25 protein-coding genes are annotated in these 20,945 nt (G+C 69.0%); 8 read left to right on the forward strand and 17 right to left on the reverse strand.

What is annotated here, in order from left to right:
• Positions 1 to 3 precede the first annotated feature (3 nt).
• From rlmH to KY493_RS14085, 5 genes are all read right to left on the reverse strand, one after another.
• Positions 4 to 468 carry a 23S rRNA (pseudouridine(1915)-N(3))-methyltransferase RlmH gene (rlmH, locus tag KY493_RS14065; protein ID WP_219896931.1) on the reverse strand — a complete coding sequence of 155 codons (465 nt, stop codon included), beginning with the start codon at positions 466 to 468 and terminating at the stop codon, positions 4 to 6.
• A gap of 7 nt (positions 469 to 475) precedes the next feature.
• The gene (gene rsfS, locus KY493_RS14070) at positions 476 to 964 is read right to left on the reverse strand and encodes a ribosome silencing factor (RefSeq protein WP_219898606.1); all 489 of its coding nucleotides are present in this window, start codon (positions 962 to 964) and stop codon (positions 476 to 478) included.
• Positions 965 to 1,082: 118 nt separating this feature from the next.
• The gene (locus KY493_RS14075; RefSeq protein ID WP_219898607.1) at positions 1,083 to 1,664 is read right to left on the reverse strand and encodes a nicotinate-nucleotide adenylyltransferase; all 582 of its coding nucleotides are present in this window, start codon (positions 1,662 to 1,664) and stop codon (positions 1,083 to 1,085) included.
• 163 nt (positions 1,665 to 1,827) lie between these two features.
• Entirely contained in the window at positions 1,828 to 2,718 is an 891-nt protein-coding gene (locus KY493_RS14080; protein ID WP_219896932.1) for an alpha/beta hydrolase, read from the reverse strand.
• A gap of 3 nt (positions 2,719 to 2,721) precedes the next feature.
• Complete coding sequence (locus KY493_RS14085) at positions 2,722 to 3,213, reverse strand: transcriptional repressor (protein WP_219896933.1); 492 nt, start codon at positions 3,211 to 3,213, stop codon at positions 2,722 to 2,724.
• Positions 3,214 to 3,347: 134 nt separating this feature from the next.
• On the opposite strand from KY493_RS14085, the gene KY493_RS14090 reads away from it, so the two are divergent.
• A complete protein-coding gene (locus tag KY493_RS14090) occupies positions 3,348 to 4,148 on the forward strand; it encodes a SapC family protein (protein WP_255567917.1) in 801 nt (266 codons plus the stop codon).
• A gap of 125 nt (positions 4,149 to 4,273) precedes the next feature.
• Complete coding sequence (locus tag KY493_RS14095) at positions 4,274 to 4,462, forward strand: hypothetical protein (protein WP_219896934.1); 189 nt, start codon at positions 4,274 to 4,276, stop codon at positions 4,460 to 4,462.
• On the opposite strand, the gene KY493_RS14100 is transcribed toward KY493_RS14095, so the two are convergent.
• Both KY493_RS14100 and KY493_RS14105 read right to left on the reverse strand, forming a co-directional pair.
• Entirely contained in the window at positions 4,459 to 4,866 is a 408-nt protein-coding gene (locus KY493_RS14100) for an acyl dehydratase (protein WP_219896935.1), read from the reverse strand. The two genes, KY493_RS14095 and KY493_RS14100, sit on opposite strands and share 4 nt — an antisense overlap.
• Before the next feature lie 13 nt (positions 4,867 to 4,879).
• A complete protein-coding gene (locus KY493_RS14105) occupies positions 4,880 to 5,899 on the reverse strand; it encodes an NADP-dependent oxidoreductase (protein ID WP_219896936.1) in 1,020 nt (339 codons plus the stop codon).
• A 324-nt stretch (positions 5,900 to 6,223) separates the two neighbouring features.
• Between KY493_RS14105 and KY493_RS14110 the strand changes: the two genes are divergently transcribed.
• Positions 6,224 to 6,583, forward strand: a complete 360-nt coding sequence (locus KY493_RS14110) for a hypothetical protein (protein WP_219896937.1) — start codon at positions 6,224 to 6,226, stop codon at positions 6,581 to 6,583.
• A 27-nt stretch (positions 6,584 to 6,610) separates the two neighbouring features.
• On the opposite strand, the gene KY493_RS14115 is transcribed toward KY493_RS14110, so the two are convergent.
• The 6 genes from KY493_RS14115 to KY493_RS14140 form a co-directional block, all read right to left on the reverse strand.
• Positions 6,611 to 6,976: a zf-TFIIB domain-containing protein gene (locus tag KY493_RS14115; RefSeq protein WP_219896938.1), complete on the reverse strand. Its 366-nt coding sequence runs from the start codon at positions 6,974 to 6,976 to the stop codon at positions 6,611 to 6,613.
• A 62-nt stretch (positions 6,977 to 7,038) separates the two neighbouring features.
• Positions 7,039 to 8,235, reverse strand: coding sequence for an NAD(P)/FAD-dependent oxidoreductase (locus tag KY493_RS14120; protein WP_370627336.1), 1,197 nt, complete (start codon positions 8,233 to 8,235; stop codon positions 7,039 to 7,041).
• The gene (gene polA / locus KY493_RS14125; protein WP_219896939.1) at positions 8,232 to 11,144 is read right to left on the reverse strand and encodes a DNA polymerase I; all 2,913 of its coding nucleotides are present in this window, start codon (positions 11,142 to 11,144) and stop codon (positions 8,232 to 8,234) included. The genes KY493_RS14120 and polA overlap by 4 nt, the downstream gene beginning before the upstream one ends.
• A 46-nt stretch (positions 11,145 to 11,190) precedes the next feature.
• A complete protein-coding gene (locus tag KY493_RS14130; protein ID WP_219896940.1) occupies positions 11,191 to 11,805 on the reverse strand; it encodes a DUF6655 family protein in 615 nt (204 codons plus the stop codon).
• A complete protein-coding gene (gene gloA, locus KY493_RS14135; RefSeq protein ID WP_219896941.1) occupies positions 11,805 to 12,245 on the reverse strand; it encodes a lactoylglutathione lyase in 441 nt (146 codons plus the stop codon). The genes KY493_RS14130 and gloA overlap by 1 nt, the downstream gene beginning before the upstream one ends.
• A 22-nt stretch (positions 12,246 to 12,267) precedes the next feature.
• Entirely contained in the window at positions 12,268 to 12,507 is a 240-nt protein-coding gene (locus KY493_RS14140) for a zinc-finger domain-containing protein (protein ID WP_219896942.1), read from the reverse strand.
• Positions 12,508 to 12,611: 104 nt separating this feature from the next.
• Here KY493_RS14140 and KY493_RS14145 point away from each other — a divergent pair, with 104 nt between their 5' ends.
• The 3 genes from KY493_RS14145 to KY493_RS14155 all read left to right on the forward strand — a co-directional run bounded on the left by KY493_RS14145 (position 12,612) and on the right by KY493_RS14155 (position 15,810).
• Positions 12,612 to 13,586, forward strand: coding sequence for an ABC transporter ATP-binding protein (locus tag KY493_RS14145; RefSeq protein WP_219896943.1), 975 nt, complete (start codon positions 12,612 to 12,614; stop codon positions 13,584 to 13,586).
• A 127-nt stretch (positions 13,587 to 13,713) separates the two neighbouring features.
• Positions 13,714 to 14,871, forward strand: coding sequence for a DegT/DnrJ/EryC1/StrS aminotransferase family protein (locus KY493_RS14150; RefSeq protein ID WP_219896944.1), 1,158 nt, complete (start codon positions 13,714 to 13,716; stop codon positions 14,869 to 14,871).
• A 6-nt stretch (positions 14,872 to 14,877) separates the two neighbouring features.
• Positions 14,878 to 15,810, forward strand: coding sequence for a Gfo/Idh/MocA family protein (locus tag KY493_RS14155; protein ID WP_219896945.1), 933 nt, complete (start codon positions 14,878 to 14,880; stop codon positions 15,808 to 15,810).
• 69 nt (positions 15,811 to 15,879) lie between these two features.
• Here the strand turns inward: KY493_RS14155 and hisN are convergent, their stop codons facing one another.
• Both hisN and KY493_RS14165 read right to left on the reverse strand, forming a co-directional pair.
• Positions 15,880 to 16,665: a histidinol-phosphatase gene (gene hisN / locus KY493_RS14160; protein ID WP_219896946.1), complete on the reverse strand. Its 786-nt coding sequence runs from the start codon at positions 16,663 to 16,665 to the stop codon at positions 15,880 to 15,882.
• Positions 16,666 to 16,713: 48 nt separating this feature from the next.
• Complete coding sequence (locus KY493_RS14165; RefSeq protein ID WP_219896947.1) at positions 16,714 to 17,088, reverse strand: helix-turn-helix domain-containing protein; 375 nt, start codon at positions 17,086 to 17,088, stop codon at positions 16,714 to 16,716.
• Between the two features lie 169 nt (positions 17,089 to 17,257).
• Here KY493_RS14165 and KY493_RS14170 point away from each other — a divergent pair, with 169 nt between their 5' ends.
• Positions 17,258 to 17,497 carry a GlsB/YeaQ/YmgE family stress response membrane protein gene (locus KY493_RS14170; protein WP_219896948.1) on the forward strand — a complete coding sequence of 80 codons (240 nt, stop codon included), beginning with the start codon at positions 17,258 to 17,260 and terminating at the stop codon, positions 17,495 to 17,497.
• A 134-nt stretch (positions 17,498 to 17,631) separates the two neighbouring features.
• Here KY493_RS14170 and KY493_RS14175 read toward each other — a convergent pair whose 3' ends face one another.
• On the reverse strand, positions 17,632 to 18,147 hold the full coding sequence (locus KY493_RS14175; RefSeq protein WP_219896949.1) for a superoxide dismutase: 516 nt from the start codon (positions 18,145 to 18,147) through the stop codon (positions 17,632 to 17,634).
• A gap of 245 nt (positions 18,148 to 18,392) precedes the next feature.
• Between KY493_RS14175 and KY493_RS14180 the strand changes: the two genes are divergently transcribed.
• Positions 18,393 to 19,985: a phosphatidylglycerol lysyltransferase domain-containing protein gene (locus KY493_RS14180; RefSeq protein ID WP_219896950.1), complete on the forward strand. Its 1,593-nt coding sequence runs from the start codon at positions 18,393 to 18,395 to the stop codon at positions 19,983 to 19,985.
• Here KY493_RS14180 and prmC read toward each other — a convergent pair.
• Positions 19,982 to 20,881 carry a peptide chain release factor N(5)-glutamine methyltransferase gene (prmC, locus tag KY493_RS14185; RefSeq protein WP_219896951.1) on the reverse strand — a complete coding sequence of 300 codons (900 nt, stop codon included), beginning with the start codon at positions 20,879 to 20,881 and terminating at the stop codon, positions 19,982 to 19,984. The genes KY493_RS14180 and prmC overlap by 4 nt on opposite strands.
• Positions 20,882 to 20,945 lie beyond the last annotated feature (64 nt).

Here is a 20,945-nt window from a genome sequence, read left to right on the forward strand (position 1 = left end):
CCGTCAGTCGCGGTGATAGGGCGAGCCGGACAGGATGGTCACGGCGCGGTACAGCTGTTCAGCCAGCATGGCGCGGGCCAGGGCGTGCGGCCAGGTCTGCGGTCCAAAGGCCAGGGTTGAAGCGGCCGCCGCGCGTACGCTGTCGTCCAGCCCGTCCGCACCGCCGATGGCGAACACCACGCGCCTCTCGCCCCGATCTCTCAGCGCGGCGATGTGGTCGGCGAAGGCGCGCGAGGCGTAGGTCCGGCCCCGCTCGTCGCAGGCGATCAGATGCGCGCCCTCCGCCGCCTGCAGGATCAACTCCGCTTCCGGCGCCTTGCCGCTCCTTCGCGGCTCAAGGTCGATCAGTTCGAGCGGGCCCAGACCCAGCGCCCGTCCCGCCAGGGTCGCGCGCCGGGCATAGTCGTCGGCCAGCGTCGCCTCCGGCCCGCGTCCGGGCTTGCCGATGGCGACGACGGCCAGCCTCACCGAAGGATCAGACGCTCGCGGGCCGGCGGTGGGCGCTGTCGACGGCCCAGATCTTTTCGATGTTGTAGAAGGTGCGCACTTCCGGCCGGAACAGGTGCACGATCACGTCGCCGGCGTCGATCAGCACCCAGTCGCAGTGCGGCAGGCCCTCGACCTTGGCCTTGCCCAGGCCCTGGTCCTTGAGCTCGCGCAGCAGGTGGTCGGCGATGGCGCCGACGTGGCGGTGCGACCGGCCCGAGGCCACGATCATGGCGTCGGCCATCGGGCTCTTGCCCTTCAGGTCGATCAGGACGATGTCCTGCGCCTTGTCGAAGTCCAGCTTGGCCAGCAGCGCTTCTTCCAGCGGGGTCGAGCCGATCGGGCGCGGCGTCTCTTCGCCGGTCGGTCCGGCCGAGGCTTCGTCGTCGAAGTCCTCGTCGTCGCCGAAATCCACACCTGCGAAGTCAGAGTCGGTCTCGGCTCCGTCCTCGGTATGGAGGGGTTCGATGGGATCCATCTCGTTCGCCAGGTTCGAAACGGCGGCGTCTTGCGCATCGTGCGCGGGAGAGGGGGTCAGCGTAGGGCTCCAGGAGCGTTTGACTAATCCGGACATATAGCACGTCCGGCGCGAAACGTCACCCGACCACGCGATCCGCCGTGCGCCCGGCCCGGATCGCCGTCGAAGAGCGCGCGTTCAGCGGCGCCGCCAGATAGGTCCACGCCGGCGCCTGAAGCGTCGGCAACAGGCCGGCCTGCGCGTCCGGCACGCGAAAGGCGGAAAAGCGCCGGGCCGCCGGGGCGCTGCGGCTGTCCAGCTGCGATCCGGGTCGCGCCACCACCGCCACAGGCGCCATCCGCATGATGTCGGTCCAGCCGCGCCAGCGATGAAAGCTGGCCAGATTGTCCGATCCCATCAGCCAGACGAAATGCACGCCCGGATGCCGACTCTTCAGCGCCCGCAGGGTGTCCACCGTCCACTGCGTCCCCGCGCGCGTTTCAAAGTCGGAAACGATCATGGCCGGCCCTTGCGCCTGCATCCGCGCCGAGGCCATGCGGTCGGACAGCGGCGCGCTGTGCCGCGCGTCCTTTAGCGGGTTCTGCGGCGACACCAGCCAGATCACCCGGTCCAGGCCCAGCCGCCTCAACGCCGTCTCGGCAACATGGGCATGGCCGTCGTGGGCCGGATTGAACGAGCCCCCGAACAGTCCGACCTTCATCCCCGCCGTGATCGGCAGGCCGTCGCGCAGCGCCCCGATGCGGGGGCCAAAGCCTCGGGGCGCGGGACCGGCGTGGAAGAAGGACAAGAGGGCGGCGGCTCGAGAACGGTTATGCTCATCGACGCCCTATCAGGCGCCGCAAGGCGTGTCCCGCCAAAATCCGTCAGACGGCGGCGTCCAGCAGCGCGCTTCGCACCACCTGCGGCTCCGTCATGGGAAACAGGTGCCGGGCGCCGGGCACGACCTCCACCCGCCGCCGTCCGTCCGCCGATGCTCTGGTCGCCAGATGGCACGTGGAGGCGATCTCCGCCTTCAGGATGCGTGTCCGCCCGTCGTAGCGCCGCAGCGCCCGCCAGGGATCGTGGCTCTGCGCGGCGTAGTTCGAGGCCTCCCACTCCGGCGTGGCGCTGAGCGCATAACCGCCTTCGCTCTCGAGCAGGCCGTCGGACAGATAGTCGGTCAGGGCCGCATCCGGCCATCCGCGGAAGGCGCCGCGACCCCGGTAGGCGGCCAGCGCCTGCTCGCGGCTGTCAAAGGCGCTGCGTCGGCGTCGCGCCGTCTTCGCCAGCGGATTGTTGTACAGGCCCGCCCGCATCACCGGCAGGCGGAACAACAGGCTGGTCGCCCGGCTCCAGATCACCGGATCGAATAGCACCAGGCTGGCGGTCCGCTCCGGCCGCTCGGCCGCCGCCAGCAAGGCCGAGGTCCCGCCCATCGAATGACCGCTCAACACCACCGGCGGACCACCCACGGCGTCCAGCAGGGCGATCAGGTCGTCGCGATGGTCGCGCCAGTCCCAGCGCCGGTGCGTACGGATCGGCAGCGTCGTGCGCCCGTGCCCGCGCAGGTCCGGCGCCCAGATGCGCAAGGAGGCCGACAGCGGCGCCAGCACGCTGCGATAGGTCGCGGCGTTGAATCCGTTGGCGTGAGCGAAGATCACATCGACCGGACGCTCGGGCGGGCCGAAGTCCAGCACCGCCATTTCGCCGCCGCCCCACCGGTTGTCGATGGCGATGCTCAGACGGCGCGGCGCGTCGAGCCCGGACGGGTCCATGGATCAGGCGGCCTCTCGACAGGCGGCGCAGCGTCCGTGCGCCTCGATGGTGGTGCGCTGCACCGCATAGCCCGCCTCCTGCGCGGCCTGATGCAGGCGGTCGTCCTCGCCGATCGCCACCTCGCGCGTCGCGCCGCAGCAGTCGCAGATCAGAAAGGCGGCCGCGTGCGCGCTCTGGTCGTCGCCGCTGCACGCCACATAGGCGCTGATGGAGGCGATGCGGTGCGCCAGCCCCAGTCGCTCCAGGAAATCCAGAGCGCGATAAACGGTGGGCGGCTTGGCCGCCTGGCCCTCTGCGCCGCCGAAGCGGGCGATCAGGTCGTAGGCCTTGACCGGCTCTCCCGCCTCCAGCAGCAGCGTCAGCACGCGCCGGCGTGGCGCGGTCATCCGCTCGCCGGCGTCGGCGATGCGGCGCTCGGAGGCGCCCAGCGCGCGCTCCAGCGCCCCGCCGTGCAAACCGCCGTGAACATGATCGTGATCGCAGCCCGCGCCCATGGCCCACAGCTAATGCTTGCGGTCCCCCGCCGCAACACGGCGCGCACAGCATGGCGAACGGCGATGTTTGCCGCGTGCCTGCCCTTCGGCTAGAAGGCCGGTTCCTTACGGCTTCTCAGCGATCCTGCTTACCCATGACCGACGCCCCCATGACCGACGCTTCGTCCTCGCCGCTTTCGGGCAACGTCCTGTTCTACAACCAGCCCGAGCCGCTGGACCCCGCCCGTCACGGCGGGCTGGGCGTCAACGCCGCCGACAAGCCCTACGCCTTCGTGGGCGCGACCAACTTCGTGCCGCTGACGGTGACCGAGTTCGCCGCCGGCGCCCTGTCCTTCCCGGTGGTCTTCATGGGCGACCAGAAGCAGCCGGTCGCGGTGATGGGCCTGCGCCAGGGCGAGAACCTGTATGTCTCCAATGAGGGCGACTATCGCCCAGACGCCTACATCCCCGCCTATGTGCGCCGCTTCCCGTTCGTCTTCGCCGACGACAAGCAGAACTCGCGTCTGATCCTGTGCATCGACCGCGGCGCGCCGATCGTGACCGAAGGCGGCGAAACGCCGCTGTTCGTCGACGGCCAGCCCAGCGACTACACCAAGATGGCGATGGAGTTCTGCAACAACTTCGAGCAGGAGCGCCTGCGCACCGAAGCCTTTGTTCAGCTGCTGGGCGAGCTTGACCTGTTCGAGACGCGCACCGCCAACTTCACCCCGCGCAACCCCGACGGCAGCGCCGGCGAGCCGCAGCGTTTGGCCGAGTACTTCGCCGTGTCGGAAGACAAGCTGAAGGCCCTGCCGGCCGAGAAGCTGGCCGAGCTGCGCGACAACGGCGCCCTGGGCCAGATCTACGCGCACCTGGTGTCGCTGCTGGGCTGGGATCGCCTGATCGCCCTGGCGTTCCAACGCTCGGCCCAGACGCCGTCGGCCGCCAACAACTAAGGCGCCCTCGCTCCGCTTTACAGAAGGCTCCGCTGACGATCCGGCGGGGCCTTTTGCAACTTGACGGCGAGATTCACCACAAGCGTTGACGCGGGGGAAAGGCTGTTCGCCGCATAACGGCGTTCATGACCGACACGCCCTTTCTGCACCCGCCTGTCGAACCCGTCGATCTGATGCCGGCGCAAGCCGATCGGCTGGAAATCGACGTCCAGACACAAGGCCGGCCCGACACCCCGTCCGCCCGCGCCGACCACGCCTTTGCCTATCGATCGGGCGACCGCGACGGCGACCGCAGCTTCGGCGCCCTGTTCTAGCGCCGCGAGAACACCGCCCGCGTCAGGCAGGCGAACACCAGCCGACCGCTTTCGTCCAGCAGGTCGTGCGAGGCGATGACGATGCCCTTTTCGTCGCCGACCGGATCCTTGCCCATCACCGTCATGCGCCCGCGCAGCAGCTCGCCCGCCGGCGGATTGCGCATGAAGCGCAGGCCATCGACTGCCAGAACCTTGGACTGGGCCCAGCCCGCCGCCTTGTCCGCGAACAGCCGGCTCCAAAGCGCATAGACCATGGCGTCCGGCGCGCCATAGGCCGTGTCCCAACCCGGCGCGAACCGCTCCACAAAGACGTCCAGCGCCCCCTGATCGACCGCGCAGGCTCCCAGAGGCGCGACCTGACCGACGTCCAGGTCTTCGAAATGGGCCAGCAGGGGATCGCTCATGCAGGTCGGGTCCTTAGGCCGGTTCGTCCGAGACGCGGACCAGCAGCTTGCCGTCATGGTCGCCGGTGAACAAGCGGTTGAGCGAGTCCACCGCGCCTTCCAGGCCCTCGTCGACGTGGACCTTCCACTTCACCCGGCCGTCCGCAAGCCACGGGCCCATCTCCGTGACCATCTCCCGGGCGCGGTGGGCGTAGTCCAGCACCAGAAAGCCCTGCACGTCGAGGCGATGGGTGATGATCCGGGCGAAGTTCGGCGACGGCGGGGCCTTGGTCGCATTGTAGGACGACACCAGCCCGCACACGGCCATGCGCCCGTGAACCTTCAACCGGTTGAACACGGCGATCATGATGTCGCCGCCGACGTTTTCGAAGTTCAGGTCGATCCCGTCCGGCGCCAGCCGGTCCAGCGCCTCGCCCACGTCCTCGTTCTTGTAGTCGACGGCGGCGTCGAAGCCGAGCTCCTCGGTCAGCCAGCGACACTTGTCTGGCCCGCCGGCGATGCCGATCACGCGCGCGCCGCGCTGCTTGGCCACCTGCCCGGCGATGGAGCCCACCGCGCCCGCGGCCGCCGAGATCACCAGCGTCTCGCCCGCCTGGACCTTCAGCACGTCGGTGATCCCGAAATAGGCCGTCAGCCCGGTCATGCCCAGAACCGACAGATTGGCCGTCAGCGGCAGGCCGGCCGCGCGGTGCACCGGCCGCAGCGCCTGTTCCGGCACAACGGCGTAGTCGGCCCAGCCGCCGGACAGCGGCGTCACCACATCGCCCGCCTTGAACCGGTCGGAGCGCGACTGCTCCACCACCCCCAGCGTCAGGCCGCGCATGACCTCGCCCAGCCCCACCGGCGGCAGATAGCCTTCGGCGTCGTTCATCCAGGTGCGGTTGGTGGGATCCAGCGACAGATAGACGGTGCGCACCAGCACCTCGGACTCCTTCAGATCCGGGATCGGGCTCTCGACCAGCTCCAGATCACCGGGCTGGACCATGCCGCGCGGTCGCTGGCGCAGCACCCACTGCCGATTGATCTTCGTCATCGTGTTCTCCGATCCGCTGGCTTCGATCTCATAGTGGCCAAGCCACGCCGATGGGTCGAGCCCGCGCAAAAAGAAAAGGCGGCCCGCCGGGGACCGCCTTTCAGTGGCATCATCGAGAATGAGGCGCGGAGGCGACAGGCCGGCAGAGCCAGCCTCGAGTCGGGGGGCGTCGCCGCCTCCGCCCACCATGAACGGCAAGCGCCGAACGCGGTTCCGTGTCCGACGAAGATTAATCAAGCCGACCGATCGTCGGTCTCCGGAACGGTGAAGCTCGAAGCCGCGTTGATACAGGTCTGCAAACAACCTTCAGGACGGATCGCGGCCATGACTCACGAAGACCCCCAGGTTCGAGCCTCCGCCCCTGTCGACGCCGCCCAGACGGCCGGCGCGCAGGATACTCGCCAGGGCCGCCCCGGCAGGCGCATCCTGTGGCTGCTGATCGTCTCAGCGGGCGCCGCGGCCATCCTGCTGCTGGGCATGTGGTTCGTCAGCCAGAACGGCATGTCGCAGACCAACGCCAACGACGGTGGTCAGGTCGTGGACGCCCAGGCGTTCCAGGGCGACAGCCAGACCGCGCCGACAGCCGATGCGCCCACCACCTCGACAGGAGAGCCGACCACGCCCGCGACCGGTGAAGCCCCCAACGTCAACGCGCCCACGACCTCGGTCCAGCCCTCGAACTGACCGGCGTCGATGCGGAAGCGCGCGGGGTCAGTCGAAGATGTCGAAGATGCTGTCGCGCTTCTTTTTCTTGTAGCCGTAGCGATGATCGTCCCCGTGACGGTGGTCGCGATCATCGCGATACCGCTCGTCCTTGTAGCGGCGATCGTCGTCGCGATAGGCGCCGCCTCCCCAGGGCTGGGCCTGCGGCGGCGGCGCATAGCCGGGCTGCGGGGGCGGGGCGTGCGCGGCCGGGGCGCTGGCGCGACCCTCGTCCATCGCCGCCTCCATCAGCTTTTCGAGCTCTCCCCGATCCAGCCAGACGCCACGGCATTTGGGGCACATGTCGAACTGAACGCCGGAGCGTTCCAGCGTCTGCATCGGGGCGTCGTCGTTGGGGCACATCAATAGGGGCATGACACAAAGCTAGGCGCAGCCCGCGCCCGCGCAATGCGGCCGACCGCCGCAAGCGATCGGGCTCAGCAGGCCTGGCCGGCCGCCCACCCGGACGACCAGGCCCACTGGAAGTTATAGCCCCCCAACCAGCCGGTGATGTCCACCGCCTCGCCGATGAAGAACAGGCCCGGCACGCTCTTCACCGCCATGGTGGTCTGGTCCAGCACGGCCGTGTCGATCCCGCCCAGCGTCACCTCGGCGGTGCGATAGCCCTCCGACCCGACCGGCTTCACGGTCCAGCCGTTAACAGCCGCATCCAGCGCGCGCAGCCGCTTGTCCGACAACTCCGCCAGCTTGCCCGCCGCCCCTTCGCGCGCGGCGACGCTCTCGGCCAGGCGGCGCGGGACGATCTGGGCCAGGGCCGTATGCACCGCCTGCTTGCCGTTCTCGTCCTTGGCCGTTTTCAGGCGGGCGAAGACATCCTGCCCCGGCGCCATGGCCAAGGTGATCGGATCGCCTTCCTTCCAATAGGAGCTGATCTGCAGGATCGCCGGCCCCGACAGACCCCGGTGGGTGAACAGCATGGCCTCGGCGAACCGGCCTTCGCCCGCTTGGGCCACCGCATCGACCGCCACGCCCGCCAGCGGCTTCAACTGCTCCAGCAGCCCCGCCTCGAACGTCAGCGGCACCAGCGCCGGCCGCGTATCGGTGACCCGCAGCCCGAACTGGCGCGCCACCTCATAGGCCCAGCCGGTCGCCCCCATCTTGGGGATCGACTTGCCGCCCGTGGCGATCACCACCGATGGCGCGCGCACCACCGATCCGTCCGACAACCGCGCCTCGAACCCCTCGCCGGTCCGCTCCAGCCTGTCGATCAAGACGCCGAGCTTCATCTCGACGCCGCCCGCCCGCATGTCGTCCATCAGCATACGGACGATCTGCTTGGCGCTTTCGTCGCAGAACAGCTGACCCAGCGTCTTCTCGTGCCACGCGATTCCCGCCCGATCCACGCGACGCACGAAGTCGCCTTGGGTGTAGCGCCTCAACGCCGAGGTCGAGAAGCGCGGGTTCTCGCCCAGGAAGTTGGCCGGACTCGTCCCCGTATTGGTGAAGTTGCAGCGCCCGCCGCCCGAGATGCGGATCTTCTCGCCCGGCGCCCGCGCGTGATCGACCACCAGCACCCGCCGCCCGCGCCGACCCGCCTCGCCCGCACACATCATCCCGGCCGCACCGGCCCCGACGATCAGGACATCAAGGGCGTTCGCCGATCTGGCGCTCAATGCGCCTCGTCCCAGTTGGCGGCGGCGCGGGCCTCGACCACCAGGGGCACGCTGAGCGCGGCGGCGGGTTCGGCGGCGCCTTCCATGACCCGGCGCACCAGGGCGATGGCCGTGTCCGCCTCCGCTTCCGGAGCCTCGAACACCAGTTCGTCGTGGACCTGCAGCAGCATTCGGGTCTTCAGGCCCCCCGCCTCCAGCGCCCCTGGCATGCGGATCATGGCGCGGCGGATGATGTCGGCCGCCGCCCCCTGAATGGGAGCGTTGATCGCCGCGCGCTCGCCAAAGCTGCGCTCGGCCGCCGACTTGGCGCCGATCGCCGGAATGTGGATCTTGCGCCCGAACAGGGTGGAGACGAAGCCGGTCTGCTTCACCTCCGCCTTGGTCTTGTCCATGTAGGCGCGGATGCCGGGGAACCGCTCGAAATAGGTCTTGATGTAGGCTCCGGCCTCGCCCTGATCGATGCCCAGCTGGTTGGACAGCCCAAAGGCCGAGATGCCGTAGACGATGCCGAAGTTGATGGCCTTGGCCCGCCGGCGGGTCTCCGGGTCCATCTGCTCGACCGGCACGCCGAACATCTCGGACGCGGTGGCCGTGTGGATGTCGATGCCGGCCTTGAAGGCCCGCTTCAGCTCGGGGATGTCGCCGATGTGGGCCAAGAGCCGCAGTTCGATCTGCGAATAGTCGGCCGAGATCAGCACATGGCCGGGCGCGGCGATAAAGGCCTGGCGAATCTGGCGACCGATCTCGTTCCTGATCGGGATGTTCTGCAGGTTCGGTTCGGACGAGGACAGCCGCCCGGTCGTGGTCGCCGCCAGCTGATAGGAGGTGTGCACCCGGTCCGTGTTCGGATCAGCCGCCGCCGACAGGGCGTCGGTATAGGTGTTCTTCAGCTTGGAGAGTTGGCGCCACTCCAGGATGGCGCGCGGCAGGTCGTGGCTCAGCGCCAGTTCGTCCAGCACGCTGGCGTCGGTGCCCCACTGGCCCGAGGCCGTCTTCTTGCCGCCCGGCAGGTTCAGTTCCCCAAACAGGATTTCGCCGATCTGGCGCGGCGAGCCGATGTTGAAGGGTCGGCCGGCCAGCTCGTGCGCCTTGCCTTCCAGCTCGGCCATCCGCAGGCCGAACTCGCTCGACAGGGACTTCAGCCGTTCCGGATCGATGCGGACGCCGGCCAGTTCCATGTCGGCGAGCACCGCCGGCAATCCGCGCTCCAGCGTCTCATAGACGGTGGACAGCCCCTGCTCGGCCAGCCGGGGTTTGAGGATGTTGTAGAGCCGCAGCGTCACGTCCGCGTCTTCGGCGGCGTAGCAGGTCGCCGGCTTCAGCTCGACGTGCTTGAAGCTCTTTTGCGACTTTCCGGTCCCCGCCACCGACTTGAAGGTGATCGGCGTGTGACCGAGGTGGAGGCGCGCCAGCTCGTCCATGCCGTGCCCGTGCAGCCCGCCCTCCAGCACATAGGAGATCAGCATGGTGTCCTCGACCGGCGAGACGCGGATGCCTCGCCGCGCCATCACCGCCATGTCGTATTTGATGTTCTGCCCGACCTTGAGGACGCTGGGGTCCTCCAGCAGCGTCTTCAGCCGCGCCAGAACCGTGGGCTTGTGCAGCTGGTTCAGCGGCTCGCGCGATGCATCCTCCCCGCCGCCGAAGTCCAGCCCGCCGCCTTCGACCGGCGGATGCTCGTGCGTCAGCGGAATGTAGCAGGCGTCGTTCGGCCCCAGCGCCAGGGACACGCCGCACAGTCCGGCGTGCGTCGCCGAAAGCTTGTCCGTCTCGGTGTCGAACCCCACCACGCCGGCCTCAAGGGCGCGCTCGATCCAGCGATCCAGATCGGCCAAGTCGCGGATGCAGTGGTAGGCGTCGGTATCGACCGTCTGCGCCTCCACCTCTGCGGGCTCGGCCGGGGCGTAGCGCGGCGTCAGCACCGGCGCGCTCGGCTGGCGCGTGAAGGCCGAGCCCTCCTTGGGCGGCGCCTTTCCGTCACCGACGCGACGCTGCAGCCCGCGGAACTCCATCCGCTCCAGGAAGTCGCTGAGCGTCGCCGGATCGGGATCGCGCACGGCGAAGTCCTCGATGGCTTCCGGCGCCGGCGCATCGCACGTCAGCCGGACCAGTTCGCGGCTGAGGCGGATTTGATCCGCGTACTGAACAAGAGTGTCGCGACGTTTCGGCTGCTTGATCTCACTGGCCCGCTCCAGCAGCGTGTCGAGGTCGCCAAACTGGTCCAGCAGCTGCGCCGCCGTCTTTGGCCCGATGCCCGGCGCGCCCGGCACATTGTCGACGCTGTCGCCGATCAGGGCCTGCAGATCGACCATCTTCTCCGGCCCCACGCCGAACTTCTCGATGACCTCGGGCTCGGCCAGGCGGCGGTCCTTCATCGGGTCCCACATGACCACGCCGCGCCCGATCAGCTGCATCAGGTCCTTGTCGGACGAGACGATCACCGCCTCGCCTCCCATGTCGCGCGCCTTGCAGGCATAGGTGGCGATCAGGTCGTCGGCCTCGTAGCCGGGCAGTTCGACGCAGTGGACGCCGAACGCCGCCGTCGCCTCGCGCACCAGCGGAAACTGCGGCGCCAAATCCTCCGGCGCGGGCGGACGGTGCGCCTTGTACTGGTCGTACAGCTCGTTCCTGAACGTCTTTTCCGAATGGTCGAAGATGGCCACCAGGTGGGTCGGCCCGTCCTCGCCCTTCATGTCGCGCAACAGCTTCCACAGCATGTTGCAGTAGCCCTGCACCGCCCCGACCGGCAGGCCGTCCGATTTGCGCGTCAGCGGCGGCAGGGCGTGATAGGCGCGGAAGATGTAGGCCGAGGCGTCGATCATCCACAGCCTCAGCGCCGGCCCGTCCTGGGTCAGCGGGCGGTCGGTCTCAGGCAGTGCATCTGCGGCTTCGGCGGGGGCGTCGGTCATGCGCCGCAACATAGGGGCGGACGGCGCGTCCGTCAGCCGTTTCCGATCAGAAGGCGGTCCAGCTCTGCCCCGGATCGCGCTCGCCGGGCTGGGCCTGCTGCTGGCCCCAGTTGATCACCATCAGCACCTGGTGGCTGCGGATGCGATAGCGGCCGATCATCGGCGTCACCGCGCCCAGCGGCGAACCGGTCTGGGCGTCGTAAAGGAAGCCCGAGAACTCGGCCACGCCGACCCGGTCGCGCTGGCTGTAGACCGACAGCTCGGGCACCGAAACGAAGTTCCATTCCTCGATCGGGATGCGCATGGCCGGAATGCCGACGACCCGCCGCATCTGCTCCAGCGACAGGGCGCCGGCCCGGACCTCGAAGATCACGCTGGCGGTGTTGCGATCGCGCGCCAGCGCATAGCCGGCCTCCGACAGCGCCGCCCGGATCGAACCCACGGCGTAGCGCGCGCTTTCGGCCTGGAAATAGGTGTCGTCCACGAAGATGCGCGATCCCACCGGGATCGGCAGCACCAGCCCCTCCACCGCCATGTCGGCGGCGCGCGACACCAGCAGCTGCTCGGTCGCCGTGCGGCCCGGATTGGTCTCGGTGGTCGAGGCGCAGGCGGACAGCACGCCCGCCAGCATCAGCGTCAGGACGACGCCGAGGCGTGTCATCACCAGCTGCCCGTGTTCGGCATGGAGGCCCACGGCTCGGCCGGGGCGAGCGGCCGGCCCTCTTGCAGCAGTTCGATGGAGATGCCGTCCGGCGAGCGCACGAACGCCATGTTGCCGTCGCGCGGCGGCCGGTTCACCACCACGCCGGCGTCCATGAACCGCTGGCAGGCGGCGTAGATGTCGTCGACCTTGTAGGCCAGGTGGCCGAAGTTGCGGCCGCCCTGATAATCCTCGGCGTCCCAGTTGTAGGTCAGCTCGACCTCCGGCGCGCGCTCGGCCGCCGACTGCTCCAGGTTCCTGGGCGCCGTCAGGAACACCAGGGTGTAGCGTCCAGCCTCGTTCTCGGTGCGCCGCACCTCCTGCAGACCCAAGAGGTCGCAATAGAAGCGCAAGGACGCGTCCAGGTCCTTCACGCGCACCATGGTGTGAAGATAACGCATCACGAGAACTCCGAAAAAAGGATCAGTGCGCCTCGGACCCGCGCACGGCCGGGCTCAGATACTCGTTCTCGTCGCGCGGATGATCCGACAGCTTGAAGCGGCGGTCGCAGTAGCCGCATTCGGCCCAATCGTGCTTGCCCATGTCGAGGTACACGAGCGGATGGCCCAGCGCCCCGCCGCCGCCGTCGCAGGCCACGCGCTTGGTCGAGACCACGATCTCTTCGGGCGGCGGGATGATCGCATCCGGGTGGCGAGGCGGCATTTGAGGCTGGGACCTTGGCGGGAGGAGGTGCGGCGCATACCTATGCGGCCCGCCCGGCGGCGTCAAACGTGGCCGCAGCACTTCCGCGAGAGCCCCGAGACCCGATGACCGACGCCGCCCGCCTGCCCGACAACGCCATCGAGGTGCAGGGCCTGAAGAAGACCTATGCGGGCTCCAAGAAGGCGGCGCCGAAGACGGCGCTGCGCGGCGTCGATCTGGTGATCCCGCGCGGCTCGATGTTCGGACTGCTGGGTCCCAACGGCGCGGGCAAGTCGACGCTGATCAACATTCTGGCCGGGGTGGTCAAGAAATCCGAAGGCTCGGTCAAGATCTGGGGCCGCGACATCGATCATGAGCCGCGTGACGCCGCCGCCGCACTGGGCGTGGTGCCGCAGGAGATCGTGGCCGACGTCTTCTTCACTCCGCGCGAGGCGCTGGAGGTTCAGGCCGGCTTCTATGGCGTACCCAAGGACGAGCGGCGCTCGGACGAGCTGCTGGCTGCGCTGGGCCTGTCGGACAAGGCCAACGCCTACGTCCGCGCCCTGTCCGGCGGCATGAAGCGTCGCCTGATGGTGGCCAAGGCCCTGGTGCACAATCCGCCGATCCTGATCCTGGACGAACCCACCGCCGGCGTGGACGTGGAGCTGCGCCGCCAGCTGTGGGCCTATGTGCGCCGCATCAACGCCGAGGGCGTCACCATCCTGTTGACCACCCACTATCTGGAAGAGGCGCAGGAGCTCTGCGACACCATCGCCATCGTCAATCACGGCGAGGTGGTGGCCTGCGAGCCGACGCCGCAGCTGCTGCGCCGCCTGGACACCCGCAATGTGGTGGTCACGCCGGATACGCCCGTGGGCGAACTGCCGACCCTTTCGGGCTTTGACGTGACGGCGCGCCCGAACGGCGCCTTTGCGGTCACCTACAAGAAGGGTCAGTCTTCGGTCGAACAGGTGATCAACGCCGTGCGCGAGGCCGGCGTCCACATCGCCGACATAACAACCGAGGACCCGGACCTGGAGGACGTCTTCCTGGCCCTGACTTACGGCGACCTCTCCAGGGCCGATCCGACGCGGGACTGACATCCGCTCGTTGCATGGCGCAACGCGAAGTGAGTCTCGCCCATTTGGTCCGCATGGCTCCTTTTGATACAGGAGCCGCCGACATGCGGCCTCATCGGCCGCCGCCTTTCTCGAAACGGAGAGCGCCATGATCCCCTTTATCGACCTTCAGGCCCAGCGCCTGCGCCTGGGCGGCAAGATCGAGGCTGCCGTCGCCGAGGCTGTGGTGGGCGGCGCCTGGGTCATGGGCCCGCAGGTGCGCCAGTTCGAAACCGACCTCGCCGCCTTTGGTCAGGCCAAGCACGCCCTGGGCTGCGCCAACGGCACCGACGCCCTGGCCCTGCCGCTGATGGCCTGGGGGATCGGGCGGGGCGACGCAGTCTTCGTGCCCTCCTTCACCTTCGCCGCCACGGCCGAAGTCGTGCCCTGGTTCGACGCCGAGCCGGTCTTCGTCGACGTGGACGAAAAGACCTACAACATGAGCCCGGCCGCGCTTGAGGCCGCCATCGACGGCGTCAAGGCCGAGGGGCGTCTGGTCCCCCGCGTGGTCATCGCCGTGGACCTCTTCGGCCAGCCCGCCGACTATCCGGCGATCAAGGCGATCTGCGACAAGCATGGGCTGAAGCTGATCTCGGACTCGGCGCAAGGGTTCGGCTGCACCGTCGACGGCGCCCATCCGCTGAAGTGGGCGGACGTGACCACCACCAGCTTCTTTCCGGCCAAGCCGCTCGGCTGCTACGGCGACGGCGGGGCGGTGCTGACCGACGACGATGAATTGGCTCAGCTGATGGATTCGATCCGCGTCCACGGCAAGGCGGTGGCCGTGGACCTGAAGGACCGAACCTTCGACCACGATCCCAAATACCTGAACATGCGCATCGGCCTGAACAGCCGGCTGGACACTATCCAGGCGGCCGTCCTGATCGAAAAGCTCAAGGTCTTCGGCCAGGAGATCGAGTGGCGAAACGCCGCCGCCGCCCGCTACAACGAAGGCCTTCGCCCCCACGTCTCGGCCGTGCCGGACGTGCCGGCCGGCAACGTCTCCAACTGGGCGCAGTACACGATCGAGCACCCGGACCGCGACGGCCTGGCCGCGCACCTGAGGGCGCAGGACATCCCCACCGCCGTCTACTACCCCATCCCCCTACACCTGCAGCCGGCCTATGAACACTACCCGCGCGGCGCGGGCGGCCTGCCGGTCACCGAGCGGCTGAAGGACGTGGTGATCAGCCTGCCCATGCACGCGGACCTGGACGAAGCGACCCAGCACCGCATCGTCACCGCCGTCGCCGCCTACAAGGGATAAAGCCTCATGCCGAACCCCACTCCGCTCAAGATCGGCGTCGCCGGCGCCGGCGTCATGGGCCGCAACCATGCGCGGGTCGCCGCCGAGATGCGCGAGTTCGACCTCGCCGCCATCTTCGATCCGGACGCCATCACGGCGGAGGGCGTGGCCGCCGCCTATGGCGCATCGCCGGTCACTACCGCCGAGGCCTTCGTGGACGCCGGACTGGACGCGGCCATCGTGTCCACGCCCAACCGCTTTCACGCCCAGGTCGGCGTGGCCCTGCTGGAGCGGGGGGTCCACGTCCTGGTGGAAAAGCCGATCGCCGCCACCGTCGCCGACGCTCAGCGGATGATCGATGCGGCCAAGGCCAACAACCGCGTGCTGATGGTCGGCCAGGTCGAGCGGTTCAATCCGGCGGTCGAGACCGTCAAGCGCGCCGTCGCCGACGATGACATCATCTCCATTCAGATCACCCGCGTCGGCCCCTTCCCGCCGCGCATGGGCGAGGTCGGCGTGGTCATCGACCTAGCCGTCCACGACATCGACATCATCCGCCACCTGACGGGCTCCGAGATCGTCGAGGTCCAGCCGCAGCTCGCCCGCAGCCGCGCCGAGCGCGAAGACACGGCCCTGCTCCAGTTCCGCATGGACAACGGCGCCATCGCCCACATCACCACCAACTGGGTCACGCCCTACAAGACCCGCACGCTTCAGGTCGCCACCAAGACCAAGTTCGTGGTCGCCGACCTGATCACCCGTCAGGTGACCGAATATTTCGGCCAGCAGCCGGACGGCTCCTACTCCACCCGCATGCTGAACAGCTGGCCGGCCGAACCGCTGCGCAAGGAGCTGGAGGCCTTTGCCCACGCGATTCGCACCGGCGAGACGCCCGCCGTCACCGGCGAGGACGGCCTGCGCAATCTCGAGGTCGCGCTGAGGTGCCTGGGCGAGGTCTGACCCCTTCGTCTCGGTGGCTCTCGCCAGGGTTCGGCTTCCAGTCCTGCGCGACAGGAAGGAGAGGAAGGGTCAGATCGCCGCGCGCCTGAGCGTGACCAGGGCCTGGTCGATCAGGCGTGCGTCGCCGACCGCAAGGACCTGGCCGCCGTCGTCGGGGGCCGCGCCGCGCCAGTTGACCACCTGGCCGCCCGCCGCCTCGACCACGGGAACAAGGGCCGACCAGTCCCAGGGCTTCAGGCTGGTTTCGGCCACCAGGTCCATGCGCCCGGCCGCGACCATGGCGTAGGCATAGGCGTCGCAGCCGAGGCGGGCGAGCTTCGACGCCGCCCGCACCTGGGTCCAGGCGCCCAGTTCGGCGCCGTTGAAGATGTCGGGGTCGGTGGTCGAGATCACCGCCTCGGTCAGCCGTTCGCAGGCGCGCGTCTTCAACGGGGTTTTCGCCTCGCCCCGGATCAGCCAGGCGCCCGACGGCCCGCCGATGAAGACCTCGTCCAGATAGGGCTGGGCGATCACCCCCACGCTCGGTTGTCCGCCGGTGCGCAGGGCGATGAGCGTGGTCCACAGCGGCAGACCCGCGATAAAGGCGCGGGTGCCGTCGACCGGGTCCAGCACCCAGACGTGCTCGGCGTCAGGGCGGTCCTCGCCATACTCCTCGCCGATGACGCCGTGGTGCGGGTATCGTTCGCCGATCAGGCGGCGGATGGCGGCCTCGGCGTTGCAGTCCGCGGCCGTGACCGGATCGAACCCGCCGTTGCTGAGCTTGTTGTCGGCCTCGCAGTCGCCCCGGAACAGCGGCAGGGTCTCGGCGGCCGCGACATGCGCGAGTTCGAGGGCGAAGGCTTCGTGTTCGGTCATCCGCCGGCCATAGCGGCGGACGTTCGACAAGTCACGAACGCCATTGGGTCAGGCGGCGTCGCTTTCGGTGTGCAGCGACTTGGCGAGATCGAGCAGGCGGCGGCGTGGTCGCTCGCCCAGCTGATAATAGGCCTGGATCAGGTCCAGCGTCTCCTTGCGGGAAAAGGAGTCGCCGTTCGCGGCGGCCTCCCTGCGCTCCATGGCCTCGGCCAGGCCGTCATAGAAATAGCTGACGGGCGTCTCCAGCGCCTCGGCCAGTTCCCACAGGCGGGCGGCCGAGATGCGGTTGGCGCCGCACTCGTACTTCTGGATCTGCTGAAAGCGGATGCCGACCTTGAGCGCCAACTGCTGCTGGGTCAGGCCGAGCAGGCGGCGCCGACGCCGCAGCCGGCGGCCGAGGTGAAGATCGATGTCGGTGGCCATGCGCCTGATCCCTGTCCGAGGTCGTCCCGGAGCGGGACGGTTCGCCTCGGAAGGGGCAAAGCTCGTGCCGAGTTCGCCCTTGAGGCGAGCCGTGTTCGGAGCGGGGCAACCCGGAGGCCCCAAGCGCATTTATGTCCCGGCTAAGCTTTTAACTGGAAGGGACACCACCATGGGCATTATCGCCTGGATCATCATCGGCATCGTCGCGGGCTGGCTCGCGGAACAGATCATGGGCCGCAACCACGGCCTTCTCACCAACCTGATCGTCGGCGTCGTCGGCGCCCTGATCGGCGGTTTCATCGCCAACGCGCTGGGCTTCGCCTGGGGCGGCTGGATCGGCTCCACCATCGTCGCCACCATCGGCGCGGTGATCCTGCTGTTCCTGCTGGGCCTGATCAAGCGTCGCTAAGCCGACGCGCAATCCGACCTAAGAACGAGGGCGGCTCCGGATGGAGCCGCCTTTTTTCGTGTGCAGACCATCGGACAACAGCAAAAAGAAGGGCCGGCGAACCGGCCCTCCTGAAATCGTGACGCACGCGGCGCTTACTGAGGCGTGGTCGGCTCCGGCACGGTCGAGGCGTCGGGCGAAGCCGCGGGCTCGGCGGCGTCCGGGCCTGCAGTGTCCGGCACGGCCGGCGTGGCCGGCATGGTCGAGTCGGAAGCCGAAGGCTGGGCCGGGGCGGCCGAGCTCGCAGCCGGAGCGGCGGGAGCGGTTTCGCCGCTGACTGCAGGCGCGGCCTGATATTCGGCGGTGGACCAGCCGACAACCACGTCCGAACCTTCCTGACGGATGCCGGGCAGCGGCACGGCGCGCACCTGACCATCCGCACCGCGCACCGTCAGTTCCTGCTCGCCGGAAGCGTTGTTCTGGGCGCCGACCAGCTTGCCGATCTCGGCGCCGTCCGAGCCGCGCACCGTCGCGCCGGGCGTCAGGGTCAGGCTCTGCGGCTGAGCGGCCGGCGCTGGCGTCGCCGCGGCGGGGACGTCCTGCGCCAGGGCGGGTGCGGAGGTCATCAGCACGGCGGCTGCGCCAGCGAGGAAAGCGGTCTTGATCGTCATGGGATCATCCCCGTTATTGCTCGGGCTCATCGCCCGCCCATTAACAATCCGTCATGTTTCCGTTTGTTTCGCCTGTCGTGAAATGACCTCGGCAGCGCCGCGATCGGTCGGAAATCGGGCTAAGCTGCGGCGGCGACCTCGCTTCAGGAGATTCGACGCTGACCTCCAAGTCCGCAGCCAAGCCTTTACCCGCCGCCAGTCTGCTGCGGCGAATCGCCGGGCTCGGTTTCGAGCTGACGCCGCTGGTGTTCGCGGTGCTGGCCTTTCTGGCCGGATCGCTGATGCTTGCATCCGCCATGACGCCGGCGTTCACCGACCGGCTGCGTCTGCTGTCCGGCGCTGCGCCGCCGCTGCTGATCGACCTGTCGCACTTCGCCGCCAGCGTGGCCGGCTTTCTGTTGCTGATCCTGTCGGCGGGCCTGTGGCGCAGGCGACGCGGGGCCTACTGGGCGGCCCTGGTCGTGCTGCTGGGCGGCGCGGTCTTCTCCTTGCTGAAGGGCCTGGACTGGGAAGAGGCGGCGGCGCTGCTGGCCGTCGCCCTGATGCTGTTTCCATGTCGGGAGGCGTTTCGCCGACGCTCGCGCCTGGCCGAGCCGCTTCGGCCTTCATGGCTGATGCTGGTCTGTGTTGCGGTATTGGCCATGCTGTGGCTCGGCCTGTTCGCCTATCGCGGCGTCGATCTCTCGACCGAGCTGTGGTGGACCTTTCTGGTGGATCGCCAGGTGTCCGGCTTTGTCCGCGACGGCACGGCGCTGGCGCTGCTGACGCTGGTGGCGGCGGCCCTGTCGCTGATGGCGGCGCCCGGCGCCAGCAGCCACGGCCCGGCCTCCGCGCTCGATCTGGCGCGGGCGCGAGCGGCGCTGGAACTGGCCGACCAGTCGACGCCGGAGGCCTGGCTGGCCATGCTGGGCGACAAGGCGTTGTTGTTCAGCCCGTCGGGCCGCAGCTTCATTGCCTATCGCGTCCGGGGTCGGCGCTGGATCGCCATGGGCGGACCGGCGGGCGCCAGATCAGAGGCGCGCGACCTGCTGTGGACCTTTGCGGAACTGGCGGACTCCTACGGCGGCTCGGCGGTGTTCTATTCGATCGGCGAGAGCCTGCTGGGGGACGTCGCCACCATGGGGTTCGCGGTGCGCAAAGTCGGCGAGACCGCCCTGGTGGACGCCGCCCGCTTCACCACCGAGGGCAAGGGCAAGCAGAACCTGCGCACCGCACTGAACCGCGCCGAGCGGGAGGGGGCGAGCTTCGAGGTCCTGCCGCCGGGGTCGGCCACGCCGTTGGCCGAGGAGTTGCGCCAGGTCTCCAATGCCTGGCTTGGGCTGCACCAGGGCGAGGAGAAGGCCTTTTCGCTCGGCCGCTTCGATCCCGACTATCTGGATCTGACGCCGCTGGCGGTGGTGCGGGAGGAGGGCCGGATCGTCGCCTTCGCCAACATCCTGATGGGCGAGGGGCCGGCGCGCGAGGCCGCCATCGACCTGATGCGCCACAGCCCCGACGGTCCGCATGGCGTGATGGATTATCTGTTCGTGCGCTGCATCCAATGGGCCAGGGCGGAGGGGTTGGCGGCGATGGACCTCGGCATGGCGCCGCTGGCGGGGCTGGAAGATCGCCGCCTCGCCCCGGTGTTCGCCCGGGTCGGCGCCCTGGTGTTCGAGGAAGGGGGCGCCCTCTACGGCTTCCAGGGCCTGCGCAGCTACAAGGCGAAGTTCTTTCCCGACTGGAAGCCGCGCTTCATCGCCGCGCCGATTTCGACGCCGCTGCCGCTGGCCCTGCTGGACGTGGCCTTGCTGAGCAGCGGCGGCTGGCCGGGGCTGCTGGGGCTCCGGCGCAGAATCTAGGCCTTGGGGATCGGCGTGGTGCGTGGGTCGGGGCCGTTGGTGACCACGCGGTCGCGGTCCGACAGGTCCTTGACCACCTTGACGCCCAGCAGGCCCGCCTCTTCGAACAGAGCCTTGACCGCCGGTCCCTGGTCCCAGCCGATCTCGACCGCGAACACGCCGCCCGGCTTCAGGATGCGCAGGATCTCCGGCGCCAGGTCGCGATAGGCCTGCAGGCCGTCCGGCCCGCCATCCAGCGCCAGCACCGGGTCGTGGTCGCGCACCTCCGGGTCCAGGCCGGCGATGTCGCCTGTCGGAATGTAGGGCGGATTGGACGCCACGAAGTCGAAGCTGTGATCGCCAAAGCCCGTCGCCCACTCCGTGCGCAGAAAGGTCGCGCGGCCGTCGAGGTCGAGGTTCGCCGCATTCTCTCGCGCCACGGCCAGAGCTTCCGACGAGATGTCTGTACCGACGCCCTTGGCCGCCGGGCGCTCGCTGAGCACGGCCAGCAGGATCGCGCCCGAGCCGGTGCCCAGGTCGATCATCTGGAACGCCTCGCCCTGCGGAAAGGCGGCCAGGGCCACGTCCATGATGGTTTCGGTGTCGGGGCGGGGGCTGAGCACGTCGGGGGTGACGTTCAGCATGATCTTCCAGAAGCCCTTGCGCCCCAGGATGCGCGACACCGGCTCGCGCCGCAGCCGCCGCTCGATCATGGCGTCATAGGCAAGCAGCTGATCGGCGCTCATCGCGCGGTAGGGATCGGTCAGGATGTCGGTGCGGGTGGCGCCGGCCGCCGCCTCCAGCAGCAGGCGGGCGTCGATGGCGGGGCTGTCGACCGCGCCCTGCTTCAGGCGCGCTTGCGCCGCCTTCCAGGCGGTCAGCAGGGTCGGGGCGGCGGAGGATGCGGCGTCGGTCATGGATCGGTCATTCGCCCGCCCGGCCGGCGATTTCAAGCGCGACCGCACGCCGGCTGGAACGGCC

It is taken from the genome of Brevundimonas sp. PAMC22021 (assembly GCF_019443405.1).
In the GTDB taxonomy this organism is placed as follows: Bacteria; Pseudomonadota; Alphaproteobacteria; order Caulobacterales; family Caulobacteraceae; genus Brevundimonas.

Coding starts and splice junctions, on each gene's coding strand:
- rsfS (WP_219898606.1), bottom strand. CDS start 964: ATGGATCCCATCGAACCCCTCCATACCGAGGACGGAGCCGAGACCGAC.
- KY493_RS14075 (WP_219898607.1), bottom strand. CDS start 1,664: ATGAAGGTCGGACTGTTCGGGGGCTCGTTCAATCCGGCCCACGACGGC.
- KY493_RS14080 (WP_219896932.1), bottom strand. CDS start 2,718: ATGGACCCGTCCGGGCTCGACGCGCCGCGCCGTCTGAGCATCGCCATC.
- KY493_RS14085 (WP_219896933.1), bottom strand. CDS start 3,213: ATGGGCGCGGGCTGCGATCACGATCATGTTCACGGCGGTTTGCACGGC.
- KY493_RS14090 (WP_255567917.1), top strand. CDS start 3,348: ATGACCGACGCCCCCATGACCGACGCTTCGTCCTCGCCGCTTTCGGGC.
- KY493_RS14095 (WP_219896934.1), top strand. CDS start 4,274: ATGACCGACACGCCCTTTCTGCACCCGCCTGTCGAACCCGTCGATCTG.
- KY493_RS14100 (WP_219896935.1), bottom strand. CDS start 4,866: ATGAGCGATCCCCTGCTGGCCCATTTCGAAGACCTGGACGTCGGTCAG.
- KY493_RS14105 (WP_219896936.1), bottom strand. CDS start 5,899: ATGACGAAGATCAATCGGCAGTGGGTGCTGCGCCAGCGACCGCGCGGC.
- KY493_RS14110 (WP_219896937.1), top strand. CDS start 6,224: ATGACTCACGAAGACCCCCAGGTTCGAGCCTCCGCCCCTGTCGACGCC.
- KY493_RS14115 (WP_219896938.1), bottom strand. CDS start 6,976: ATGCCCCTATTGATGTGCCCCAACGACGACGCCCCGATGCAGACGCTG.
- polA (WP_219896939.1), bottom strand. CDS start 11,144: ATGACCGACGCCCCCGCCGAAGCCGCAGATGCACTGCCTGAGACCGAC.
- KY493_RS14130 (WP_219896940.1), bottom strand. CDS start 11,805: ATGACACGCCTCGGCGTCGTCCTGACGCTGATGCTGGCGGGCGTGCTG.
- gloA (WP_219896941.1), bottom strand. CDS start 12,245: ATGCGTTATCTTCACACCATGGTGCGCGTGAAGGACCTGGACGCGTCC.
- KY493_RS14140 (WP_219896942.1), bottom strand. CDS start 12,507: ATGCCGCCTCGCCACCCGGATGCGATCATCCCGCCGCCCGAAGAGATC.
- KY493_RS14145 (WP_219896943.1), top strand. CDS start 12,612: ATGACCGACGCCGCCCGCCTGCCCGACAACGCCATCGAGGTGCAGGGC.
- KY493_RS14150 (WP_219896944.1), top strand. CDS start 13,714: ATGATCCCCTTTATCGACCTTCAGGCCCAGCGCCTGCGCCTGGGCGGC.
- KY493_RS14155 (WP_219896945.1), top strand. CDS start 14,878: ATGCCGAACCCCACTCCGCTCAAGATCGGCGTCGCCGGCGCCGGCGTC.
- hisN (WP_219896946.1), bottom strand. CDS start 16,665: ATGACCGAACACGAAGCCTTCGCCCTCGAACTCGCGCATGTCGCGGCC.
- KY493_RS14165 (WP_219896947.1), bottom strand. CDS start 17,088: ATGGCCACCGACATCGATCTTCACCTCGGCCGCCGGCTGCGGCGTCGG.
- KY493_RS14170 (WP_219896948.1), top strand. CDS start 17,258: ATGGGCATTATCGCCTGGATCATCATCGGCATCGTCGCGGGCTGGCTC.
- KY493_RS14175 (WP_219896949.1), bottom strand. CDS start 18,147: ATGACGATCAAGACCGCTTTCCTCGCTGGCGCAGCCGCCGTGCTGATG.
- prmC (WP_219896951.1), bottom strand. CDS start 20,881: ATGACCGACGCCGCATCCTCCGCCGCCCCGACCCTGCTGACCGCCTGG.